Origin of the sequence: Microcystis sp. LE19-195.1E, assembly GCF_027532095.1 — a bacterium.
GTDB lineage: Bacteria > Cyanobacteriota > Cyanobacteriia > Cyanobacteriales > Microcystaceae > Microcystis > Microcystis aeruginosa.
Window position 1 is genome coordinate 16295 of the sequence record NZ_JAPZSZ010000322.1, and the last position, 18675, is coordinate 34969.

The following is an 18675-nucleotide window of genomic DNA, read 5'->3' on the forward strand; positions in this document are numbered from 1 at the left end:
CGGGTCCGATTGGTTAATAGGCTAGTATAGTCTAGAGTTTGATAGCAAGAATCAAACCGATTTCTGCCCATGTCTATCGGTCAATCCTCCTTTCGTCGTATTCTGCTCTCTCGCTTACTCCTAGTCAGTGTACCTGTACTACTTATGGGAGTTTATGTCACCTATCGTAAGGCGCGATCGGCTTTTTTGGAAACGGCCCGTCAAAATCTCACCGAAAGTGCCATCAGAAAAGCAGACAATATTGATCAATCAATTCAATTTTTGCAGGCCAATCTTATCACTGCGGGCGAAAGTCTGGTTTTAAAACAGGGAACCTTAGCCGAAAAAGAAGCTTTTTTACAACAATTCACGGCCCAGCTTCCTAATCAGATTAACTGTGTGGAATTAATTGATATTAAGACCAAGAAACCTTTATTAAATCGAGCCTGTGAACCAGAAATTATCAAAGTTTTGCCCCTGGAAAGATGGACAGAAAAACGGACTAGCTCTGCTGGGAATATCGAGAATGTTTTAGTTAGAAGTTTACCTCGACAACTTTTAACAAAATCTCCCAATAATAATCGTCAATTAGAATTAGTTTTTGCTGTTCCCATCTACGATAATCAAGGACAATTACAATCTAGTCTGATTCTGCAAACTTCTCTACTTTACCGTGAGAAGGTTTTACCCGGTTCTTTATCGGGTTATCCCGTGGTTATTTCTGAAAATGGCATTATTCTCGCTCATCCCTATTTTGATCGCATTGGTAGCCATATCAGTCAAGAAGCTGATGCTGAACGCCTCAATCTAATCATCATTAATGCTGTTAGAGGTCAACAGAGATTTCTCCATTTATTTTCTTTCGAGAAATATGGCAAAGAGTTAGTCGCAGGTTATAGTTCCCTCCCCAGTCCAGTTACGGGAGAATCATCCCAAAAATGGATAGTTTTAGCCATTAGTCCCCTCTCCCAAGCTCTGGCTCCTCTGCAACAAATTTGGGAGGCAATTTTTTATCTGATTTCTGGTTTATTATTAGCTTATTTAGTAGCTATTATACTGATCACTAGGGATTTAGCTAGACCTTTAGAAAAACTGCGAGATTATGCCTTAAATATTCAGAAAATTCCTTCACAAAATATTACACCACAGAACTTTAATATTCGAGAAATTAATCAGTTAGCCTCGGCCTTAGAGGAAATGCTCGAACGTTTACGCCTTTGGGGAGAGGAAATAGTTAAGAGTTGGCAAGAAGCGGAAAATGCTAATCAATTAAAAAACCAATTTTTGGCGAATACTTCCCACGAATTACGCACCCCTCTCAATGGTATTATTGGCTCAATTCGTTGCGTTATGGATGGATTTTGTAATAGTGAGCAGGAGGAAAAAGAATATCTGCAACAAGCGGATAATGCAGCTGTACATCTTTTGGAAATTATTGATGATATTCTCAGTATTGCTAAAATAGAAGCGGGCAAACTTTCCGTTAATCTTGAACCAGTAGATTTACACCAAATTATCAATGAAGTTATTAATTTACAAACAGCATCGCTGCAACGTAAGCACTTAAAATTCAATCTACTTTTTTGTCCAGAAATTCCTATAGTCTATGCTGATACCACTAAATTTAAACAGGTAATTTTGAATGTTATTTCTAACTCAATTAAATTTACTGATACAGGCACAATTTCTTTAATAACTCGCCTAGAAAATACACAGGCTATTATTACTATCATCGATACAGGAATCGGTATAGACCCCCAGCAACAATCAAAATTATTCCGTCCTTTTGTGATGATTGATGGTTCCACAACTAGAAAATTTAGCGGTACGGGTTTGGGATTAGCTATTTCTAAGAATTTTATGAAAATGATGGGGGGAGATATTACTATCTCTAGTCAAGGTCAAGGTTTAGGAACAACTGTAGAAATTATTCTTCCTCTAGTGGGGGAAAGAAAGCTTGATTCTACCCCAGAGGAAAACTCATCTTTGCCGATTCTTCCCTCTCTTAAAAGCTAAAATATCTCTATTTAATTTCTGTAATTTATGAGGAATTTAGTTTATAATTCCTCTAAACTTTCTACAGGCAAATTAACCACCTGATAAGCACCAAAAACCTTGATCGCGTCGGTATAATTGGTTAATTCTTCTAAAGTTGCCGCGATTAAATGCTGTTGATCTGGATTAATTTCTAGATCAATAAAAAATATGTATTCCCCTAAAGATATTTTAGTTGGTCGCGATTCGATCCGAGATAAATTAAGCTGACGTTTGGCAAAAACTTCTAAGGGTTTGACTAAAGCGCCGGGTTGATCTAAAACTTGAAAAGCGAGGGACATTCGCTCACCTTGGCGATGGGAAGTTAAAGCCATGACCCAAAAACGGGTACAATTATCGGGATAATCATTAATTGGTTGTATTAGTATTGGTACATTATAGAGTTTTGCTGCCCGGGGAGAAGCAATCGCGGACGAATTAGCCTCTCGATCGAGAATTTGAATCGCTTCTGTGGTAGAATTGGTGGGAATAATCGGCACGTTAGGTAAATTATTTTCTAGCCATTTTTGACATTGGGCTAAAGCTTGGGGATGAGAATAAACGGTTTTAATTTCTGTTAGCGATTGCCTAGGAGATAGAAGTGCATGGGAAATCGGTAAAACTAATTCTTGTTGAATCTGTAACCCAGGTAATTGCCATAAAGCATCAAGAGTCATTACCACACTTCCTTCGGTGGAATTTTCCACCGGGACCACTGCTAAATCGGCCTGATTTTGGACAACCGATCCCAGGGCCAAGGCAATGCTAGGATAGGGTATTAATTGACGAGGCTGGGGTGGTAAACTATTAGCAAATGCTAAAGCGGCTGTTTCTGAATAGGTTCCCACCGGCCCCAGATAAGCGATCTTTACAGTCATTTAGATTATCCCCGCAAGCAATTTTTTCTAGCTATTACAGCCTTTCTCGTCAACATCAAGTATAACCTAATTTGGTATTGACTCCTATGTCCTATCTGCTGAATTCTGCCATAATCATGTCAAGTCAGCTTCACTTTGTTTGATAGTCAATTGACTGATTTTTTGGTGCGTTTCCTCGATGGTTAACCCTTGGGCTAAATCCCCCAATTCTTTGAGAAGATCATTAGTTAAGGAGAGAGATATTTGGCTATCCTGTCCCGATAAATAGACAACTTTGGCTAATTCGGCCAGTTTAACTTTTTTGCTGGTGCGATTTTGGTAACTGACCGAAAAACCGTTAATCTCCGCAGCCTCTTGCTGGATAATTGCCGACTTTAAACGTTCCTTGAGATGTTCCATCTCTGTATCTAAAATCTTCCATTGCTGGTAAATTTCCCAATAACGATTAGTTAATCTTTCGAGATTCTCACCCGCGGGATCGGGAGTAATTAAATGGGAAAGCTGCAAAAGACGATGATGGATTTGGGCCGTATATACGGGGTCTTTTTGTGCATATTCTAGCTGGGCAACAGTTAAAGGTCTTTTGACCCAATTACCCCCCTGTTCACTTTTATCGATAGCGGGAAAATGACAAAGACATTCAGCCACGGTTTTCAGTTGATAATTGGGTAAAGGAGCAATATAGTAGGGAACCTTTTTAGCTAACTCTAGGGTACAGGTAATTTTTTTAACTTTGCTTTTACCGCCCAAAAATTTACAATCATAACTAGCATTGTGAAAAACCTTTTCTATCCGGTCAACCAGCATGATTTTAGTGATAAAATAGTTAGTAAGATCGGGTCTATCAAGAACATCCAAAATTGTCACCCGCTCACCCGTTAAGTCCGTGGAATCAGCAAGAATTTGAATCAGAGACAAACGGGGAGTCTTGCTATTGTAATCGGCTACTTCCGTATCTAACCAAAGAATGGGAAAATGAGAAAAGTGATCGATCGCATTCCTAATAGCGTCGGATTCCGTCAAATAAGGCATGGTTGCAGAGGCTGAAAAATGTATCAAAAAATCTTGATAGCAGTAGATTTGTCGGAGATGGGGGAGAGTGTCTTTAAGGAGGCTGTATCCTTAGCCAGTAAGTACGAAGCTAACCTCCTACTACTGCACGTCCTTTCCCCTGAAGAAGATTATAGCCCTTTACCGATTCCACCCAATTTAGCCGATATTTACCCCGCCCAGGGTAATGATCTCACTCTCGATTTTTGGCGGCAACAATGGGAAGAATTCGAGGAGAAAGGGGTGGCCATGTTGGAAAAAAGAGCTAGTCAAGCGGGAGAAATGGGTGTAAAGGGAGAATACCGGCAAATTTACGGTCATGCAGCCAAAACTATCTGTAAAGTGGCGCGAGAGGAAAATATTGATTTAATTGTCATCGGTCGGCGTGGGCGATCGGGTCTAGGAGAGTTATTCTTAGGTAGTGTGAGTAATTATGTTCTCCATCATGCCCCCTGTTCCGTCTTAATTGTTCAACATCATCAAGACTAAAAATTCCTGTTAGCTATTCCCCCCTAAAATCCCCAAACGATTAAAAGGAAAAAAGCGAAAAACCGCCCTACCAATCACGTTATTTTCCGGTAAAAACCCCCAGATATGGGAGTCATTGCTATTATTGCGATTGTCTCCCATGACAAATAAATTATTTTCCGGCACAAGCAAAGGCATTAAATTATATTGAGGGGATTCGAGAATATAATCCTCTGACAAGGGTTGATTATTCAGGTAAATTTTGCCCTCCTTGACAGCAATTACATCCCCTGCGGTGGCAATCACTCTTTTAATAAAAGCTTGGTCCTTTTGATATCCCTGTAATTGTAATTGTGCCGGCGGTTCAAAGACGACGATATCCCCCCGTCGAGGGGGATGGAAATCGTAGGAAAGTTTTTCCACCACTAAGCGATCGCCCTGTTCTAAAGTGGGTAACATAGAATCGGAGGGGATAAAACGAGGTTCAGCCACAAAAGTGCGGATCAATAGGGCTAAAACTAAAGCTATAGCGATAATTTGCAGATTTTCTCGAATAGAAGCCCAAAAACTCTTAGATTTGTCCTTATTAATTTCTTGCTCTTGCATTATTGCCCAGATGATGGTTGATGTAACTTAGCTTTCGCTTGCTGCCAGAAAACTGTTAATTCCTCTAGTGTATAGTCATGGAGAGGCTTTTCTGCGACAGATTCCACTAGGGAAAAACGTTGAATAAAACGCAGATTAGTCTCTTGTAAAGCGATACTGGGGTCTAAATTATACCAGCGAGCAAGATTGACAATAGTAAAGAGTAAATCGCCTAATTCGGCCTGTTGATGCTCTTTATCGCCCGATTCTAGGGACTCTTGCCATTCTGCTAACTCTTCGCCAAATTTTTCCCAGACTCCTGCGATATTTTCCCATTCAAAACCGACTCGCGCTGCTTGCCGAGAAATTTTCATCGCTCCCATCAAGGGTGGTAAAGTTTGGGCATAACGGGTTAATTTGCCGCTAATAGTCGGGTCATTTTTTTCCTCAGCTTTGATTTTCTCCCAATTTTGACGCACCTGTTCGGGATTTTCTAGGGATAGCTCCCCAAAAACGTGGGGATGACGACGAATTAATTTATCGGTGATGCCTCTAGCCACTTCTTGTAGGCTAAAATTACCCTCATCGCTGGCAATTTGGGCTTGTAAAACCACCTGTAGCAGTAAATCGCCTAATTCCTCGGCAATGGCAGTTTTATCACCACTTTTAATCGCCGCTACCACCTCATAAGCTTCTTCGATAACGTAGGGAATTAGGGTTTCCGGGGTTTGGACTAAATCCCAAGGACAGCCGCTTTCTGGATCTCGTAAACGGGCAACAACGGTGATTAAATGGTTTAATGCGGCTAAGATGGCCTTGTAACTGGGATTGTCGGTTTCTGGAAGGCTAGACATCGATTTTTTCCGGTTTTCTCGCCCATTATACCGGTTAGTTATCAGTTATCAGTGATCAGATGTGAGTTTTCAGTTAACTGATCACTGTTTACCGATCACAGCAAAAAAGCTTTTATTTCCCTATCTTCTAATATTCAGTTACAGCCTTTCTCATAATTTGATATCGACGACCGGCGACCGACTCCCCAAAAGGAAAACTTCGTACCTCACCATTCAGATAACTGCTTTAGCTCAATAACGATGAAAAAACCCGGGAAAACCGGGTTCCACTAGCTTGGAATCTGTATAGTCAACCGATAAAGCAGTTGAAAACTTAAATAAATCTAAATAGAAAAAAGGTAAGTAATTCCACTGTAAGAAAATCAGATTTAATGAACTACCCCGCAAGTTAGGGGACAAGAAGCATAAACAGCTTGATGAGAGGTTTTTACCTCACCGTGTAACCAGTGCAGCCAGCTAACTTCATGGGGATGAACACCTTTTGCTGTTAATAAAGCGGCACTAATTAGGATAGCCAAAATATTAATACCAATAATCATTCCCGCAACTAAAAGCACGGAACTAATCGGTAAAACTGACTGTAAGATAATCGCCGACAATGCTCCCACTGTCATCATTAATACTACTAAAGGAAATCCCACTACTAATAAACAGACAGTGAGGACGAAACTCCAGAGAAGAAAGCTTTTTAGCATTGCTAAAGAAACGTGGCCCCAGTTATTTCTTGCGGTTAATTGCATCTTCCTGACCTCTTACAAACTTGGTGGTCTAACTTTTCTGCACGTCGGCTCAAAGTTGATGGAAACCAGTATAGGGAAAACACCGAAGAAGATGAGCTATTCGCAATATAAATTTACAATCATCGCTGATCATCTATGTTATATGTATCGAACTATTACAAGAATCGGCGAGAGGTATCGAAAACTTTACAATCGGTTTCTCTTGATCCCCAATACAATTTCCTGCTGAAATTCTTGATCCCCGTCGCTAATCCTTTCTTGTGTCCCTGCCGTCAGATTTTTCCTCGTCTCGTTGTAACAAATATTTACAAGTACCTCTAGAATTCTCAGAAAATAGGTGGACGGGAGCGCCGGAGTGGGGAGTGGGAAGTGGCAAGGGGTTATCTATTCTTGTTTAGATGTAATAACCTCCATCGGTCTGAGTAATTTATCCTCGATTGTAAATCCCTGCCTGACTATTTTTGTGATCGTCTGTTCTTCCAAATCGGGGCGTATTTCTCGAGCGACCACCTGACAGATAGTAAAATCTGGCTGATCAGCGGATAGTTCTATTTTCAGCACCTGACGTTTTTCTAGAATACTTAATAATTTTGTCTGTACACTTTTTAAAGATTTCGGTAATCTTTTCCCGACTCGATCATCTGGTTCGTGTCGATATTCTAAATAATTTAATAACGATTCGAGGGTATCAAATACCTCTAATAGTTCTAAAAAAATCTGTTCTTTTTCCGAGCGATTGTTCTCTCCTTGCTGCCGTAAAGCTTGTTTTAAACTTGCCTCCTCTTTGGTTAAATTTATAATTAGGCTTAATAATTTGTTTCTATCTTCTTCGCTAATTTTGTAATTATTCATCCTTATTCCTCCAAAAAATTAAGGTCTTTGAGTATCGATGAAGCCAGTTCGCCAGCAACTTTTTTAAGTTGTTCTTGATCGTAATTATTAATATCATCCATGGTATTTAAGATTTCTAAAGATGGTAAAGGTTCAGACAATTCCGAGAAAGACATGGTTTTCAAGCGTTGAACCAGAGGGAGATGAGGACGTAAATAATCCGCAACTATCCTATCTTGAGGATTCATTAATATCTTACGCGCTTTAGCTATGCTATCCATAGAATACCTACGGCGTTTCATAGCTAGACCGAAAGCTTTAGTGATTTCGGCAGTGGAAGCGGCGGGGGAAATTTCTAGAATATCGTAAGGATTACTATCTAAATTATCGTACATTAATCTAACTCCCATTAAATAATATGAAATAGTTTATAGACTTCTCGAAACTCTGGAGCATCTGGGCATAATTCGTAAGCCGATCTAACAAGTTCTATTAGTAATTCTTGGGGTAATTTTTGATAATTTTCTCTTAAAAGATCGAGACAGAATTGGGCGGTAAGGTGACGGAGTTTTTGTGATCTCGATCGTTTCGCCTTTTTGATCGCCTCAGAAAATTGATTGCGCTCCATCAATCGCCCTACTTCCCTTACGTCTTTTCTAAAAATAATCTCCTCGATGAATTCGTTTAGTATGGCATTATTGTAATCTATCTGTTTTAATTTCTCCAGTTCGCTTAAAGCTTTGGAATCGTCTATCTTTTGCTCATCCAATCTCCTGACTATTTCCAAGGCTTTATCTCGGACGTAATACATTTTCGAGTTAGTAGTTTGTACTAACTCGTACCAATTTCTATTCATCCTTAATAGATTCTCGAAACCCTCAATCTCCTCCTGTAATTCTAGGTAAAGTCGATCGATCTCCTCAATCCATTCTGGGTGATTTTTAAGGGCTGGTTTCGCCTCTTTTAAAGGATTCTCGGCTTTTTGCCACTGTTTCTGTTGTAGATAATGACAACCTTGATGGAATGATACAAAAGTATTAGCTATCTGTTCGAGATTAGATTGGCAGGTTAGGGGTTTTAATGCGACTCCGCGAACCCGATCCCCCTGCAAACAGGCAGCCACCGATTCCCCCCAACGGGTATAGAGAGTCGCCCAGAATTGATCGGGCAGTTTAACAGTATTTCTATCAGGGTGAGTCCGATACAACCCAGGTAGGATGGTTAACCCTTCGATATGGATTCCCTCTACAGGATTATCCCGTAATAACCCTAGGGCGACAGTATCGCGACGGTAAAGATCGCGAAGTTGCAGGTAGTAATTTAGGTCTTCTTTGGTTCGATCGATCAGCTCCTCAAGTATTCGGGTTAATTGTGCCTCTAAGTCCCGTATATCACCGTCATCGATAACTTTCCAAACCATATTCCTGATACTGGTGTTGAGATTTAAATTCGCCGTAGCGGATAACCAGACGGGTATTAATTTCTCTAGGGTAGCGGGATTTTCTACCGATCGATAATAAAGGGCGATTGCCAAATTGTGCAATGATTCCAGATTGCGTTTTCTTTCCCATTCCCTCTCGGCGTTGATAAGGATTTTTTCTCGATCCTGAGACATCCAGAGTTGATGGGCTATCCGGGAGACGATATGATTGCTTAAGTTCTGGCTAACTTGAGGGTCATCGCCGAATTTCTCTAAAAACACCTCGCTTTTCGAGCGGGCTAATTCTAGGTTTTCTTCTTGAATTAGTTCTTGTATTTCCTGCTGTAGAGTTAATTTTTCCCTTTGGCTATATCGGGTGAGCAGCTCTATCTGTTCTTTAATTTCCGGTCGATCGATCTTTTTCCATTCCCGACGCGCTTTCCTCCATTCCTTTAATCTCGCATAACCGTAACCCCGGAAGTAGATCGATTCCCTATCTTCGATTCCCTCTAATTGTTCTATTCCCTCCCGATAGTTCCCCGCTTTAATATTCGTCATGCCTAATCGCCGGTTTATATCGATTAATTCGGGTGTCATGAGTAGGGCTTTTCGATAGTTATCTATCGCCTTGTTTAGATCGCCGTTTTTTTCGGCAGCCACTCCCTGTTCAAAATAATTGAAGCCGATCGTTATCTGTTCTACCTTAGTTAATAGGTTTTTAACGTCCAGTCGCTGGAAATCTGCTAGGGCTTTATTTATTAACTCTCTCGATTGTTTTAGTTGTCCCTGTCGGGCTAATTCCTGGGCTTTTTTAAGTCTTACTTGACAGATATTTTCTGGCTCTACCTGTAATTGACATTGCTGGATTTCTAAACGGATTCGGTGATGGGAATAAAGAGCCTGTGCGCTTTCCAGTACCCCTAAAGCCTTCTTAAAATATCTCCGATTTCCCAACTCCTTGCCCTGTTTAAAAAAATCCAGAAATTTTTTTCTTTTTTCTAATTCTTGTTCAAGATTTTTCTCTAAAGATCTTAACTTAGGATCATTAATTAATTTGTTAGCCTCTTGGTAGAATTTTAACGCCTCCGATAACTTTCCTTTCTCGAAAGGGTTTCCCGTATCTTCCGCTTGTAATTTTATCGCCTTATTCGCCAGTTCTCTGCCCTTTTTAATTCCTTCTATTCGTCCATAAAAAACCAAGAAAATCAAAACAAATGTAGTGATAGAAAAATAAGTGATAAAATTCTCATCTAAAGCCAGCCAATTTTTGAGGACAAAGAGGATAAATATAATGACAAGTACGCAACCAAAGCCGGTTAATATTTCTGATTGTCTTGAGGAATAGTTATTGTCCTTATTAGTAGGAAACCCTAAAAAAACAGCCGTTAAACTAATGGCGAGAAAAAAAGCTAAAACAAATCCAATAGCATAGCCCAAGAAAACTAACATAATATTCGTACTGGGTAAAATTAACAGGATTTATCAGAGTTGGGGATCAATAACTTTTCACCGACCTCGAGAGAATCGAGCCGATCAAGCAAAAAAGGATTACCCTCAAGTATGGGAGATAATAGAGACTCATCTCCGTAAAAACGTTGAGCGATACGAGATAGGGAATCACCCGCTCGAACCCGATAGTTAAACCCATCCACGCAGACAGTTCTAGTCACCTCCTTCGATGGCGCGATCAGTTCCCCAACAGGAGGGATAACGGGACTAGATTCGCTGACAGGGATTAGGGAACGGGGGAATAGATTAGAAGCGATAGCGCCCAGAAAAATCCCCAAAATTAACAGCAAAAGAGCCAATCCCAGTAATAAGCCGCGGCGGTTAGTTGCAGTCGGATTATCGACAACGGGAGATAGTTCCATTAAAAGACGTAGAGAGGATAAATCCGTCTCGCAATTGGGGCAAACATTCCCCTCCACGTTCGATCGTTGACAAACGGGACAATTAATTTTACTCATAATTAAAATCGGGTTAATCCAGTGGCCACATTGCCTGTCGGTAATTCGATCTCGCAATTCTGGCGAACTTCCGGTAATAATCGCTGTAATTCTCGTTCCGCCGTTTCTCGATCCCCCGCTGCCAAAGCGGTGATAACCGCGAGGAATTTTCTCGCCATACTATCCGCGCTGGCTTGATTTACCACTCCAGTTCGGGTGATGACGCTACGACACAATAGCAGCAGCAGCAACAATTCGGATAAATTTTTCCTCTCCTGTATTGCCGTTTCATTTAATCGCTGTATAGCCGAAAGATTACCGTTATTGATAGCTTTATTTAAATCTTCGATCAGTTGTTCGATGCGTGCCTGTTGTTCTTCCGGAACCAGAATTTGACAGTATTTTAAAACGAACTCGAACTCGGAGATCAGGATTTTACCCTGACTACTATCCTCGCAGGTGTAAGTTTTTAACTCCTGTAATTTTTCCCTGGCTACCTTGACCCGATCTTGCCGCGATTTTCCATCCTCTCCGCGGATTTGATTGGCCGCCCGAACTATTTCCCCAGCTATTTGATAGACGTATTCGGCCCCTACCGTGGTTAATAACTCCTTACGGTTCATCTCCTCGATACTTTCTTCTACCTGTCGCGATATCGCCTCGTCCTCACCCCCGCGGGAAAAATCGGAACTCACTTTGATCGAGGGGTCATTTTTTAAACTTGCTACCATCGATAGAGAATTATTCTGTTCGTCTAGGGAAACGGCTAGTAATATTTCTGTACCCTTTGGATAGGGTCGATCGAGGGCTAACCACATTTCCCCAATTTTCTCGTCGCACTTCTCCCCGGTACTTTCTTCCCGCACCCGATCCGGACTATAAAATTTAAAATGGATCAGGCTCTGATCATCCACTTCGGTTTTAAAACTGTGGGTGGTTTTAACGGGTAATATATCCCCCTGTTTGATGATCCGATATTGGCTGCTGTCGGCCAAGTGGATACAGTAATCACGGGATACGGTCATTACCTTCTCTGTTAAACCAGCAGCCACGATCGCTGCTCCCTCCGCTACTGCATACATCGGCCGTCGATGAACTACCACCCTCTCGGAACCGAAAACTCTTTTAACTTCCTGTTGGACGAAAGGAATCTGGGAGGAACCCCCCACTAATAACACCACATCGATCAGATCTTCGGGATAGTCGGAATACCGGATCGCTTCTTGACAGATGGCGATCGTTTTCTCCACTAGGGGCCGGATCATCTCTTCAAATTCACTCCTCTTAATCGTCACGGAAATGGTGATCGCCATACCCATCTCATCGATCAACGGGGTTGCGGGGATGATGGCAGCACTTTCAGCACTACTTAAATCTATCTTTGCCCTCTCTACGGCACTCTTGAAATCCCCTAAAAATCTTACCCTTTGATAATGGGGCATCGCGGCGATCAGAGCGTCCACATCCTCTAGAGCTTCTTCTTGTGCCACTTTTTCCTTGACAAATCCCATTAATTGTGCATCTATATCATCTCCTCCTAACCAGAGATCCCCAGCTTTCCCCGATTCTATAAATTGATTTCCTGCGGCGGTGATCAAACAAGAATCGAAAGTACCGCCACCGAAATCGTACACCAGTATAGTTTTTACCTCCTCCGAATCCGGTTTATAACCGTAGGAAATTGCCGCCGCGGTCGGTTCTGAGAGCAACTCGCAGGCGATGATACCAGCCCGTTTTGCCGCCATCTGCGTGGCGTGACGCTGTTTATCGTTAAAATAGGCGGGAATAGTGATCACAGCTTCCTTTATCCGGCTTTTCTGACCGTTAGCCCCTTGATAATTCTGGGCATTAGCTACTACTTTTTTTAAAATCTCGGCCGATATGTCTTCCGGTTCGTATTCCTTGCCCCCTAACCATACCGATAGACTATCCTCCGTACCCCGGCTCGAGCGAGTGACTTTATAGCTTAAACGGGGTATTTGCTCCTGAACGATAGTATCGCTAAAACTCCTACCCATCAAACGCTTGATCGACATGATCACGTTTTCTGGGGTCGCCTTGATCTGTCTGTAGGCTTCCTCTCCCACGATCAGCCCCTCTCCGGCTAGGGAGACGAGCGATCGGGTTAATTTTCTCTCCGGAGGCGAGTTATCTGCGGCGGTCACTACCTCCACCCCCGCTAATTTAAATGCCGCTACTGAATTTGTCGTACCCAAATCTATCCCGACAATATTACCCATCGGATACCTTCATCTTTTTTAAGATTGCTCTTATTATACCCATGATTACTCTATTTGTTAAAGGAAATACTATAGCGATTTTCAGTCTAATGAGGTATGGCTGGACTTCACCCATACAGAAATACTAAAAAATCAACAAAACCCTTACTGCATGGGGCTTCTCAGAAAAAATTGACAAGCGACCACTGGGTACATTTTCCCCTTGAAAATGGCTGTACCGTTGACTGTATCTGGAGTAGAGCGATTCCGTAGAGTTGGCTGTATAGTGATCGCTAACCTTAGCGTAACAGATGGTGTCATTAATCTCTAGAGTCAGCGATTCCCTCTGTAGCCATGTTTTTGATGGTTTTCTGCCCCGAAACAAGCTATAGCGATCCTAAATTATTTTCAAAAAAGTGATAAGATAATATAATGTTTAATTATACCCAATAAAAAATGAATTACACAGGATTGGAGAAGCAAAGCAAGGAACTACAAATCGCTGAATTAGAACTATTTATAAAAAGTGTAATAGATTCAAGAGAAATGAAACGAGCGCTCTCAGTAAAGATGTCCCTCGAAGGTAAAACCTGTGAAGAAATCAGCAAAATACTCTGTGTCAAGCAATCTTTTATATATTACGGTCGAAATATATTTAAAACAAAAGGAATCGAAGGAATTAGAATAGGATATAAAGGATCGATCGGATATTTAACAGATGACCAGACCCATGAGGTAATCGGGTGGTTGAAAGCAAAGAGTTATTGGAACATGGATGAATTAATCGATTATATCAGCCAACATTATAGTGTTATTGACAAATCCCAACAAAGTTATTATCATTTGTTTTCGCTGGCGAAAATAAGTGGTCAAAAATCTCAAAAAAGTAATCCAAAATTCGATCAAGAGTTAGTCGAAAAAAAGAAGAAAGAAATTCAGAAGGTATTGGCTCAAAACAAGGATGAAATCGAATCTGGGGAAATAATAGTATTATTTTAGATGAATGTCACTTGCTGAATGGAGACTTAACTGGATATGTATGGGGAGAAACAGAAAGTAGAGTAGAAGTACCCATTAAAAATGAAAAAGAAAGACAAACATATTTTGGAGCATTGAACTACAAGACTAAGAAGTTTCATATTGAAGGTTACTGTTCGGGAGAGGTCGAATCAACCGTTAAATTTGCAAAACATTTACAAAACGAATATAAAGATAAAAGAATGATTTTTATTTGGGATGGAGCAAGCTATCATAAATTTGGAGAGTTCAAAGAGTTCTTAGAAGAAATAAATAATGGAAAGAAAGCTAATGAATGGCCAATTACTTGTATTTTATTTGCACCGAATGCTCCACAACAGAATCCAGTGGAAGATGTTTGGTTGCAAGGGAAAAACTTTTTAAGAAAATACTGGTATTTATGCAAGTCTTTTAAGATTGTCAAATTTTTATTTGAATTTTGTATTGATGATCATAAATTTGATTTTCCTAAAATTCATCAATACAGTTGTTTTTAAAAAATGATTTAGGATTGCTATATAATGGTCGAAGGGTCAAATTTGAAAAATTTTGCCTCAAACCCTGTCTGCGTAAGGATTTCAGGATTTTGTAGCCAGTAGTTTCTTAGTAGTACATTGCTTTAACTCAGGCTCTGTAAGACTTTTAGCCATAGCTAGTATATTTATACGGGGGAAGTTCAGGTATAGTAAATCCCTTGATAGATAGGGTTTGCGGCAAAAAGTAGGGGCGAAGCATTCGGATAGAAAATCTACGGTTTCACCGATAGGTTATTGCCCGAATGCTTCGCCCCTACAGGACGCGGGCCGATGAAGACGCCAGGTTTTGAAGCACGATTCTCTCAAAATCTTGCACCTGTGGGAGCAAGAAAAGCCACAAAACCCCTACCTTGCCTACATTTCACATTTATTCAGCAAACCCTACATATAGTTTATTTTTTGCAAATTCCCTTGGTTTTTTGCCGCATTTATCAACAAGATTAAGCCGTTTCCTCACTCCCTCCCCCATGAATCATTGCCCCTTGCCTCTTGCCCGACTCCTGAGGGGCTTTTCTTTGTCACAGAATTGACATCCGGCCGTTATAGTCCTGACAAATGAGAGTTATATGCTGAAGTTAATCCAGCAAAGGAATAAATCATTTCCCCTAACCCAGCTTTCCTCAAGCTTCCTAAACAGGGTCTAGGGGAAGTTTATTTTTCTGCTGATTTTACCCGTTCTTTGCTCACAACATGGTCAAAATCAATCCCCGTCCCCGCGCCTTTACCTCCCATGAAGAAAACCGCTACCCAGCCCGAAAAGAAAATTTTTCTAGAACTTGACAAGCCTTGAGGGTAGGGAAGACAGTCAGGCAGACTAACCTAAAAAGGTTTTTTGGGCGAAAAATAGTTTCTTCCCCTTCTGTCTCCCTAAACACAGTCTTAGCTCTGATGGCGAGCATAATCATCCTGAAAACGGACTATATCATCCTCTCCTAAATATTCCCCATTTTGTACTTCAATTAACACCAATTTGATCACCCCGGGGTTTTCCAGGCGGTGAGCGGTACACTGCGGCACATAAGTGGACTGATTGGCTCCGAGAATTTCTTCGTTATCTCCACAGGTGACTTTTGCCGTTCCCGAAACGACAATCCAGTGTTCACTGCGATGGTAGTGCATCTGTAAACTGAGACGATGACCCGGATTCACTTCAATGCGCTTGATTTTATAACCAAGACCTTCTTCTAGAGTGGTGAAAGAACCCCAGGGCCTAAATTCTGTTGCTGCCGATTCTACGCTCGAAATAAGCTGAAATGGTGCCACATCTTGAGATGCGATCATTATATTATGTCTCCATTGCTAGGTCTGATCTTAGTCCAAGATAGCAGCAAAAACCCTAGATGGCATCTAAATCAGTGATCAGTAAACAGTAAACAGTAATCAGTAATCAGTGAACTGAAAACTCAAATCTGATCACTGATCACTGATTTAGTCTTCGTCGGTGTTGAGAATACGGGGAACCCGGAAATAATCCCCTTCTGGGGCCGGCGATTCTTGCACTAAGACCTCGTGATCGGGATAAAGTCTATTACTATCGGCGCGAGTGATATTTTGAATTTCGATCGCTCGCGTGGTGGGTGGCACATTTTCCGTGTCTAATTCGCTTAACTGGTCGAAATAATCCAGTATCCCGCTTAATTGCCCCGCAAATTGTTCTTCTTCGCCGCTATTAATCTCTAAACGGGCTAAATGGGCGATTTTTTCAACTGTAGCTCGATCGATCATGGGAGAAATGATGAATGATGAATTATGAATGGGGGAATGGGGGAGTGGGGAAGTGAGGGAGTGGGGATAATAAATAAAAGCAATCTCCTGACGACCGACTCCTGAATTCTGACTCCTGACGACCGACTCCTGAATTCTCAATTTAGAAGAAAACATCAATTTCCGATCGCCCGGTGATTTTCAGCCAGTTTTGGGCTTCAATATAGTTATTGGGGGCTAATCGGATGGCTTGTTTCCAGTATTCTGCCGCTTTGTCGTAGAGTGCTTCCGCTTCGGCCTGTTGACCGTCTTCTCTAGCTTTTTCCCCTTGAAAATGGTAAATAACGGCGATATTATTCAAAGCGGAGGGCATTCTGGGATTAAGTTGGATAGCTTCTTCGTAGTATTCCAGAGCCTTTTCATGCTCGCCATTACTAGCGTGGATAATGCCGATATTGTAGAGGATATAACTGCGATCGTTAGGATCCTCTTCTAATGTTAAAGCCTCATAGTAATTATCGAGGGCTTCGGCGTATTCGCCGTCAGCTTGGGCAGACATCCCATCGCGGTAATAAACAAAGGCTTCCTTGGCTTTTTTATTGGCGGGGAGTATCTTTAAAATGATATCCGCCATGACGGTAAAAGATTTATCAATAAAATTATCGTTACGTTGAGTGCGTGGCATAGTTAGGACGATTAGGCGATCGAGATGACTATCTACCTTTATAGCACTCGCGAGCAACCCTAGTGCTGTTTTTCCGATTTTTCTGGCTAGGGTTTCGATTTATACTAAATCCGGTTATTAAAGAATGATTATTTATTCCCCCTTTTGCCTGACGGGGTGACGACCTCGTAAAAAGCAAGATGGTATAGGTAATAGAGCGATTTTGTGGTAAAAAAGATTCGGCCAGGAATCAGCGTAGTCTAACCGAATCGTCAAAAAGGCTAGAAAAATTATACATGGATGTTTTATCACATTACCTTACACAAGATCAAGTAATCACTTTAAAAATGTTAGTCTGGCTACTGCAAGTGCATAAAACGGTTAAAATAGAAAGGCTGGCTGCCCACTTCTCATTACCGATAAAATATGAAAGTCGTCGTCAAAGAATTCAAAGATTGCTCAAACTAGACCGTTTATCAGTTTCCTTGTTATGGTTACCGATCATTCAACAAATAATTGAGCGAAAATATCAAAAAGGAGAAAGAATCTACTTGGTATTAGATAGAACTCAAGGTCAAGATAAAAACTTATTTATGGTAGGAATAGTAATCGGTAAACGAGCGATTCCGATTTATTGGCAGTTTCTTGACAAGAGGGGAGCGAGCAACTTAGCTGAACAACAAGCGATTCTTCGTCCTGTGTTGAAGTTGTTGAAAAATTACGAAATGGTGGTATTAGGAGACAGAGAATTTCATAGTGCAGAACTAGCAAGCTGGCTATTAGAAAAGAAGATAGGGTTTGTTTTCCGACAGAAAAAAAGTACGAATATTCAAGATGAAGATCAAGAGTTTCAAGAGCTAAATAAGTTAAATATCTCTCAAGGTTATCGCTTATTTCTCAAGAATATTAAAGTCAGTAAAGCCCATCAACTGACTGGGGTATCAATGGCAATCTACTGGAAAAGAAAGTACAGAGGAATGGGAGAATTAGAACCTTGGTATCTGCTCACTAATTTACCGAATTTACCTGAAACAATTAAAGCTTATAAGAAGATAGTAGGGATTGAAGCAATGTTCAAAGATTGTCAGACTGGAGGTGATAATTTAGAGGGTGCGAAAGCTAGTGTTGAACGATTAACTAGACTCGTTTTGTTAATCGCTATCGCTTATACACATTCTACTTTCAAAGGACAATCAATTCGAGTCAAAAATCAAACAGAATATATTGGACGCAGGAGAAAAATCAAGCAGAAGACCACTAAAAATAGTGATTTTTGGATAGGTTTATATGGCAGTAGTTGGGTAGCAACTTGTAATTTTCTGAGGGATTGGGTAGAAGAATTAATGAGAATTAATAGCAATAAGCTTCCTTTTTATTAAAGGGGGCAACGGGCTATGGACATTATACAGCAAGCTGTTTAGCCACATCGTCACCCCGTCAGCCCTTTTGCCTATTGCCTATTGCATGAGTGCCTGTCCTGATATGTAGCCTATGCTCAACGGATTTAGTATTAGAGGGTCTTTGCTAGTCTATCCATCTAGTAGAGGTATTTCGGATTGACATACCCCACGCCGTAAACGGACGTGGATTCTTCTAGCATCACTGCTGAGAATTTCTGGCTCAACGAGTCCACTTGAATTAGATTCCTGGCGAAATCCCACCCAGAGGTGGTTCTCTCCTCAGACTTTAGCGACCTTACAGAAGCCTGTTTTCGGGGTCTCCTAGGATACAGTTCCAAACCTCTAAAATA

17 protein-coding genes are annotated in these 18675 nt (G+C 41.0%); 4 read left to right on the plus strand and 13 right to left on the minus strand.

Features of this window, described 5'->3' with window-relative positions:
• The first annotated feature begins 69 nt into the window (after positions 1–69).
• Entirely contained in the window at positions 70–1995 is a 1926-nt protein-coding gene (locus O9300_RS17645; protein ID WP_287973041.1) for a sensor histidine kinase, read from the plus strand.
• A gap of 41 nt (positions 1996–2036) precedes the next feature.
• Here the strand turns inward: O9300_RS17645 and pheA are convergent, their stop codons facing one another.
• Both pheA and O9300_RS17655 read right to left on the minus strand, forming a co-directional pair.
• Positions 2037–2891: a prephenate dehydratase gene (pheA, locus tag O9300_RS17650; protein ID WP_287973042.1), complete on the minus strand. Its 855-nt coding sequence runs from the start codon at positions 2889–2891 to the stop codon at positions 2037–2039.
• 114 nt (positions 2892–3005) lie between these two features.
• Positions 3006–3923, minus strand: coding sequence for a ribonuclease D (locus O9300_RS17655; RefSeq protein WP_287973043.1), 918 nt, complete (start codon positions 3921–3923; stop codon positions 3006–3008).
• 18 nt (positions 3924–3941) lie between these two features.
• Here O9300_RS17655 and O9300_RS17660 point away from each other — a divergent pair, with 18 nt between their 5' ends.
• Positions 3942–4430: a universal stress protein gene (locus tag O9300_RS17660; RefSeq protein ID WP_287732774.1), complete on the plus strand. Its 489-nt coding sequence runs from the start codon at positions 3942–3944 to the stop codon at positions 4428–4430.
• 9 nt (positions 4431–4439) lie between these two features.
• Here the strand turns inward: O9300_RS17660 and lepB are convergent, their stop codons facing one another.
• The 8 genes from lepB to O9300_RS17700 form a co-directional block, all read right to left on the minus strand.
• The gene (gene lepB, locus O9300_RS17665; RefSeq protein WP_147069874.1) at positions 4440–5015 is read right to left on the minus strand and encodes a signal peptidase I; all 576 of its coding nucleotides are present in this window, start codon (positions 5013–5015) and stop codon (positions 4440–4442) included.
• Positions 5015–5848, minus strand: a complete 834-nt coding sequence (gene mazG / locus O9300_RS17670) for a nucleoside triphosphate pyrophosphohydrolase (protein WP_287973046.1) — start codon at positions 5846–5848, stop codon at positions 5015–5017. The genes lepB and mazG overlap by 1 nt, the downstream gene beginning before the upstream one ends.
• 368 nt (positions 5849–6216) lie before the next feature.
• Positions 6217–6588 (minus strand): hypothetical protein, encoded by a 372-nt coding sequence (locus O9300_RS17675; protein WP_002797213.1) that lies wholly within the window; start codon positions 6586–6588, stop codon positions 6217–6219.
• A gap of 384 nt (positions 6589–6972) precedes the next feature.
• Positions 6973–7440, minus strand: coding sequence for a nucleotide exchange factor GrpE (locus tag O9300_RS17680; RefSeq protein ID WP_190356653.1), 468 nt, complete (start codon positions 7438–7440; stop codon positions 6973–6975).
• A 2-nt stretch (positions 7441–7442) separates the two neighbouring features.
• Complete coding sequence (locus tag O9300_RS17685; RefSeq protein WP_242029970.1) at positions 7443–7829, minus strand: J domain-containing protein; 387 nt, start codon at positions 7827–7829, stop codon at positions 7443–7445.
• Positions 7829–10288, minus strand: coding sequence for a hypothetical protein (locus O9300_RS17690; protein WP_287739332.1), 2460 nt, complete (start codon positions 10286–10288; stop codon positions 7829–7831). Before O9300_RS17690 ends, O9300_RS17685 begins: the two co-directional genes overlap by 1 nt.
• A 20-nt stretch (positions 10289–10308) precedes the next feature.
• Entirely contained in the window at positions 10309–10806 is a 498-nt protein-coding gene (locus O9300_RS17695; RefSeq protein WP_190718831.1) for a LysM peptidoglycan-binding domain-containing protein, read from the minus strand.
• Between the two features lie 2 nt (positions 10807–10808).
• Positions 10809–13025, minus strand: a complete 2217-nt coding sequence (locus O9300_RS17700; protein WP_287973050.1) for an Hsp70 family protein — start codon at positions 13023–13025, stop codon at positions 10809–10811.
• Positions 13026–13502: 477 nt separating this feature from the next.
• On the opposite strand from O9300_RS17700, the gene O9300_RS17705 reads away from it, so the two are divergent.
• Positions 13503–14518 (plus strand): IS630 family transposase gene (locus O9300_RS17705; RefSeq protein ID WP_287973053.1). Its coding sequence is split into 2 segments (ribosomal slippage): positions 13503–14001 and positions 14001–14518, totalling 1017 coding nucleotides; the frame shifts between segments, so codons are not numbered across the junction.
• A gap of 918 nt (positions 14519–15436) precedes the next feature.
• Here O9300_RS17705 and O9300_RS17710 read toward each other — a convergent pair.
• From O9300_RS17710 to O9300_RS17720, 3 genes are all read right to left on the minus strand, one after another.
• Positions 15437–15838 (minus strand): phosphomannose isomerase type II C-terminal cupin domain, encoded by a 402-nt coding sequence (locus tag O9300_RS17710; RefSeq protein WP_002760121.1) that lies wholly within the window; start codon positions 15836–15838, stop codon positions 15437–15439.
• 147 nt (positions 15839–15985) lie between these two features.
• Complete coding sequence (gene gatC, locus O9300_RS17715; RefSeq protein WP_190720036.1) at positions 15986–16282, minus strand: Asp-tRNA(Asn)/Glu-tRNA(Gln) amidotransferase subunit GatC; 297 nt, start codon at positions 16280–16282, stop codon at positions 15986–15988.
• Between the two features lie 142 nt (positions 16283–16424).
• Positions 16425–16946 (minus strand): photosystem I assembly protein Ycf3, encoded by a 522-nt coding sequence (locus O9300_RS17720; RefSeq protein WP_002770118.1) that lies wholly within the window; start codon positions 16944–16946, stop codon positions 16425–16427.
• A gap of 275 nt (positions 16947–17221) precedes the next feature.
• Here O9300_RS17720 and O9300_RS17725 point away from each other — a divergent pair, with 275 nt between their 5' ends.
• Positions 17222–18304, plus strand: a complete 1083-nt coding sequence (locus O9300_RS17725) for an IS4 family transposase (RefSeq protein WP_287973051.1) — start codon at positions 17222–17224, stop codon at positions 18302–18304.
• Positions 18305–18675 lie beyond the last annotated feature (371 nt).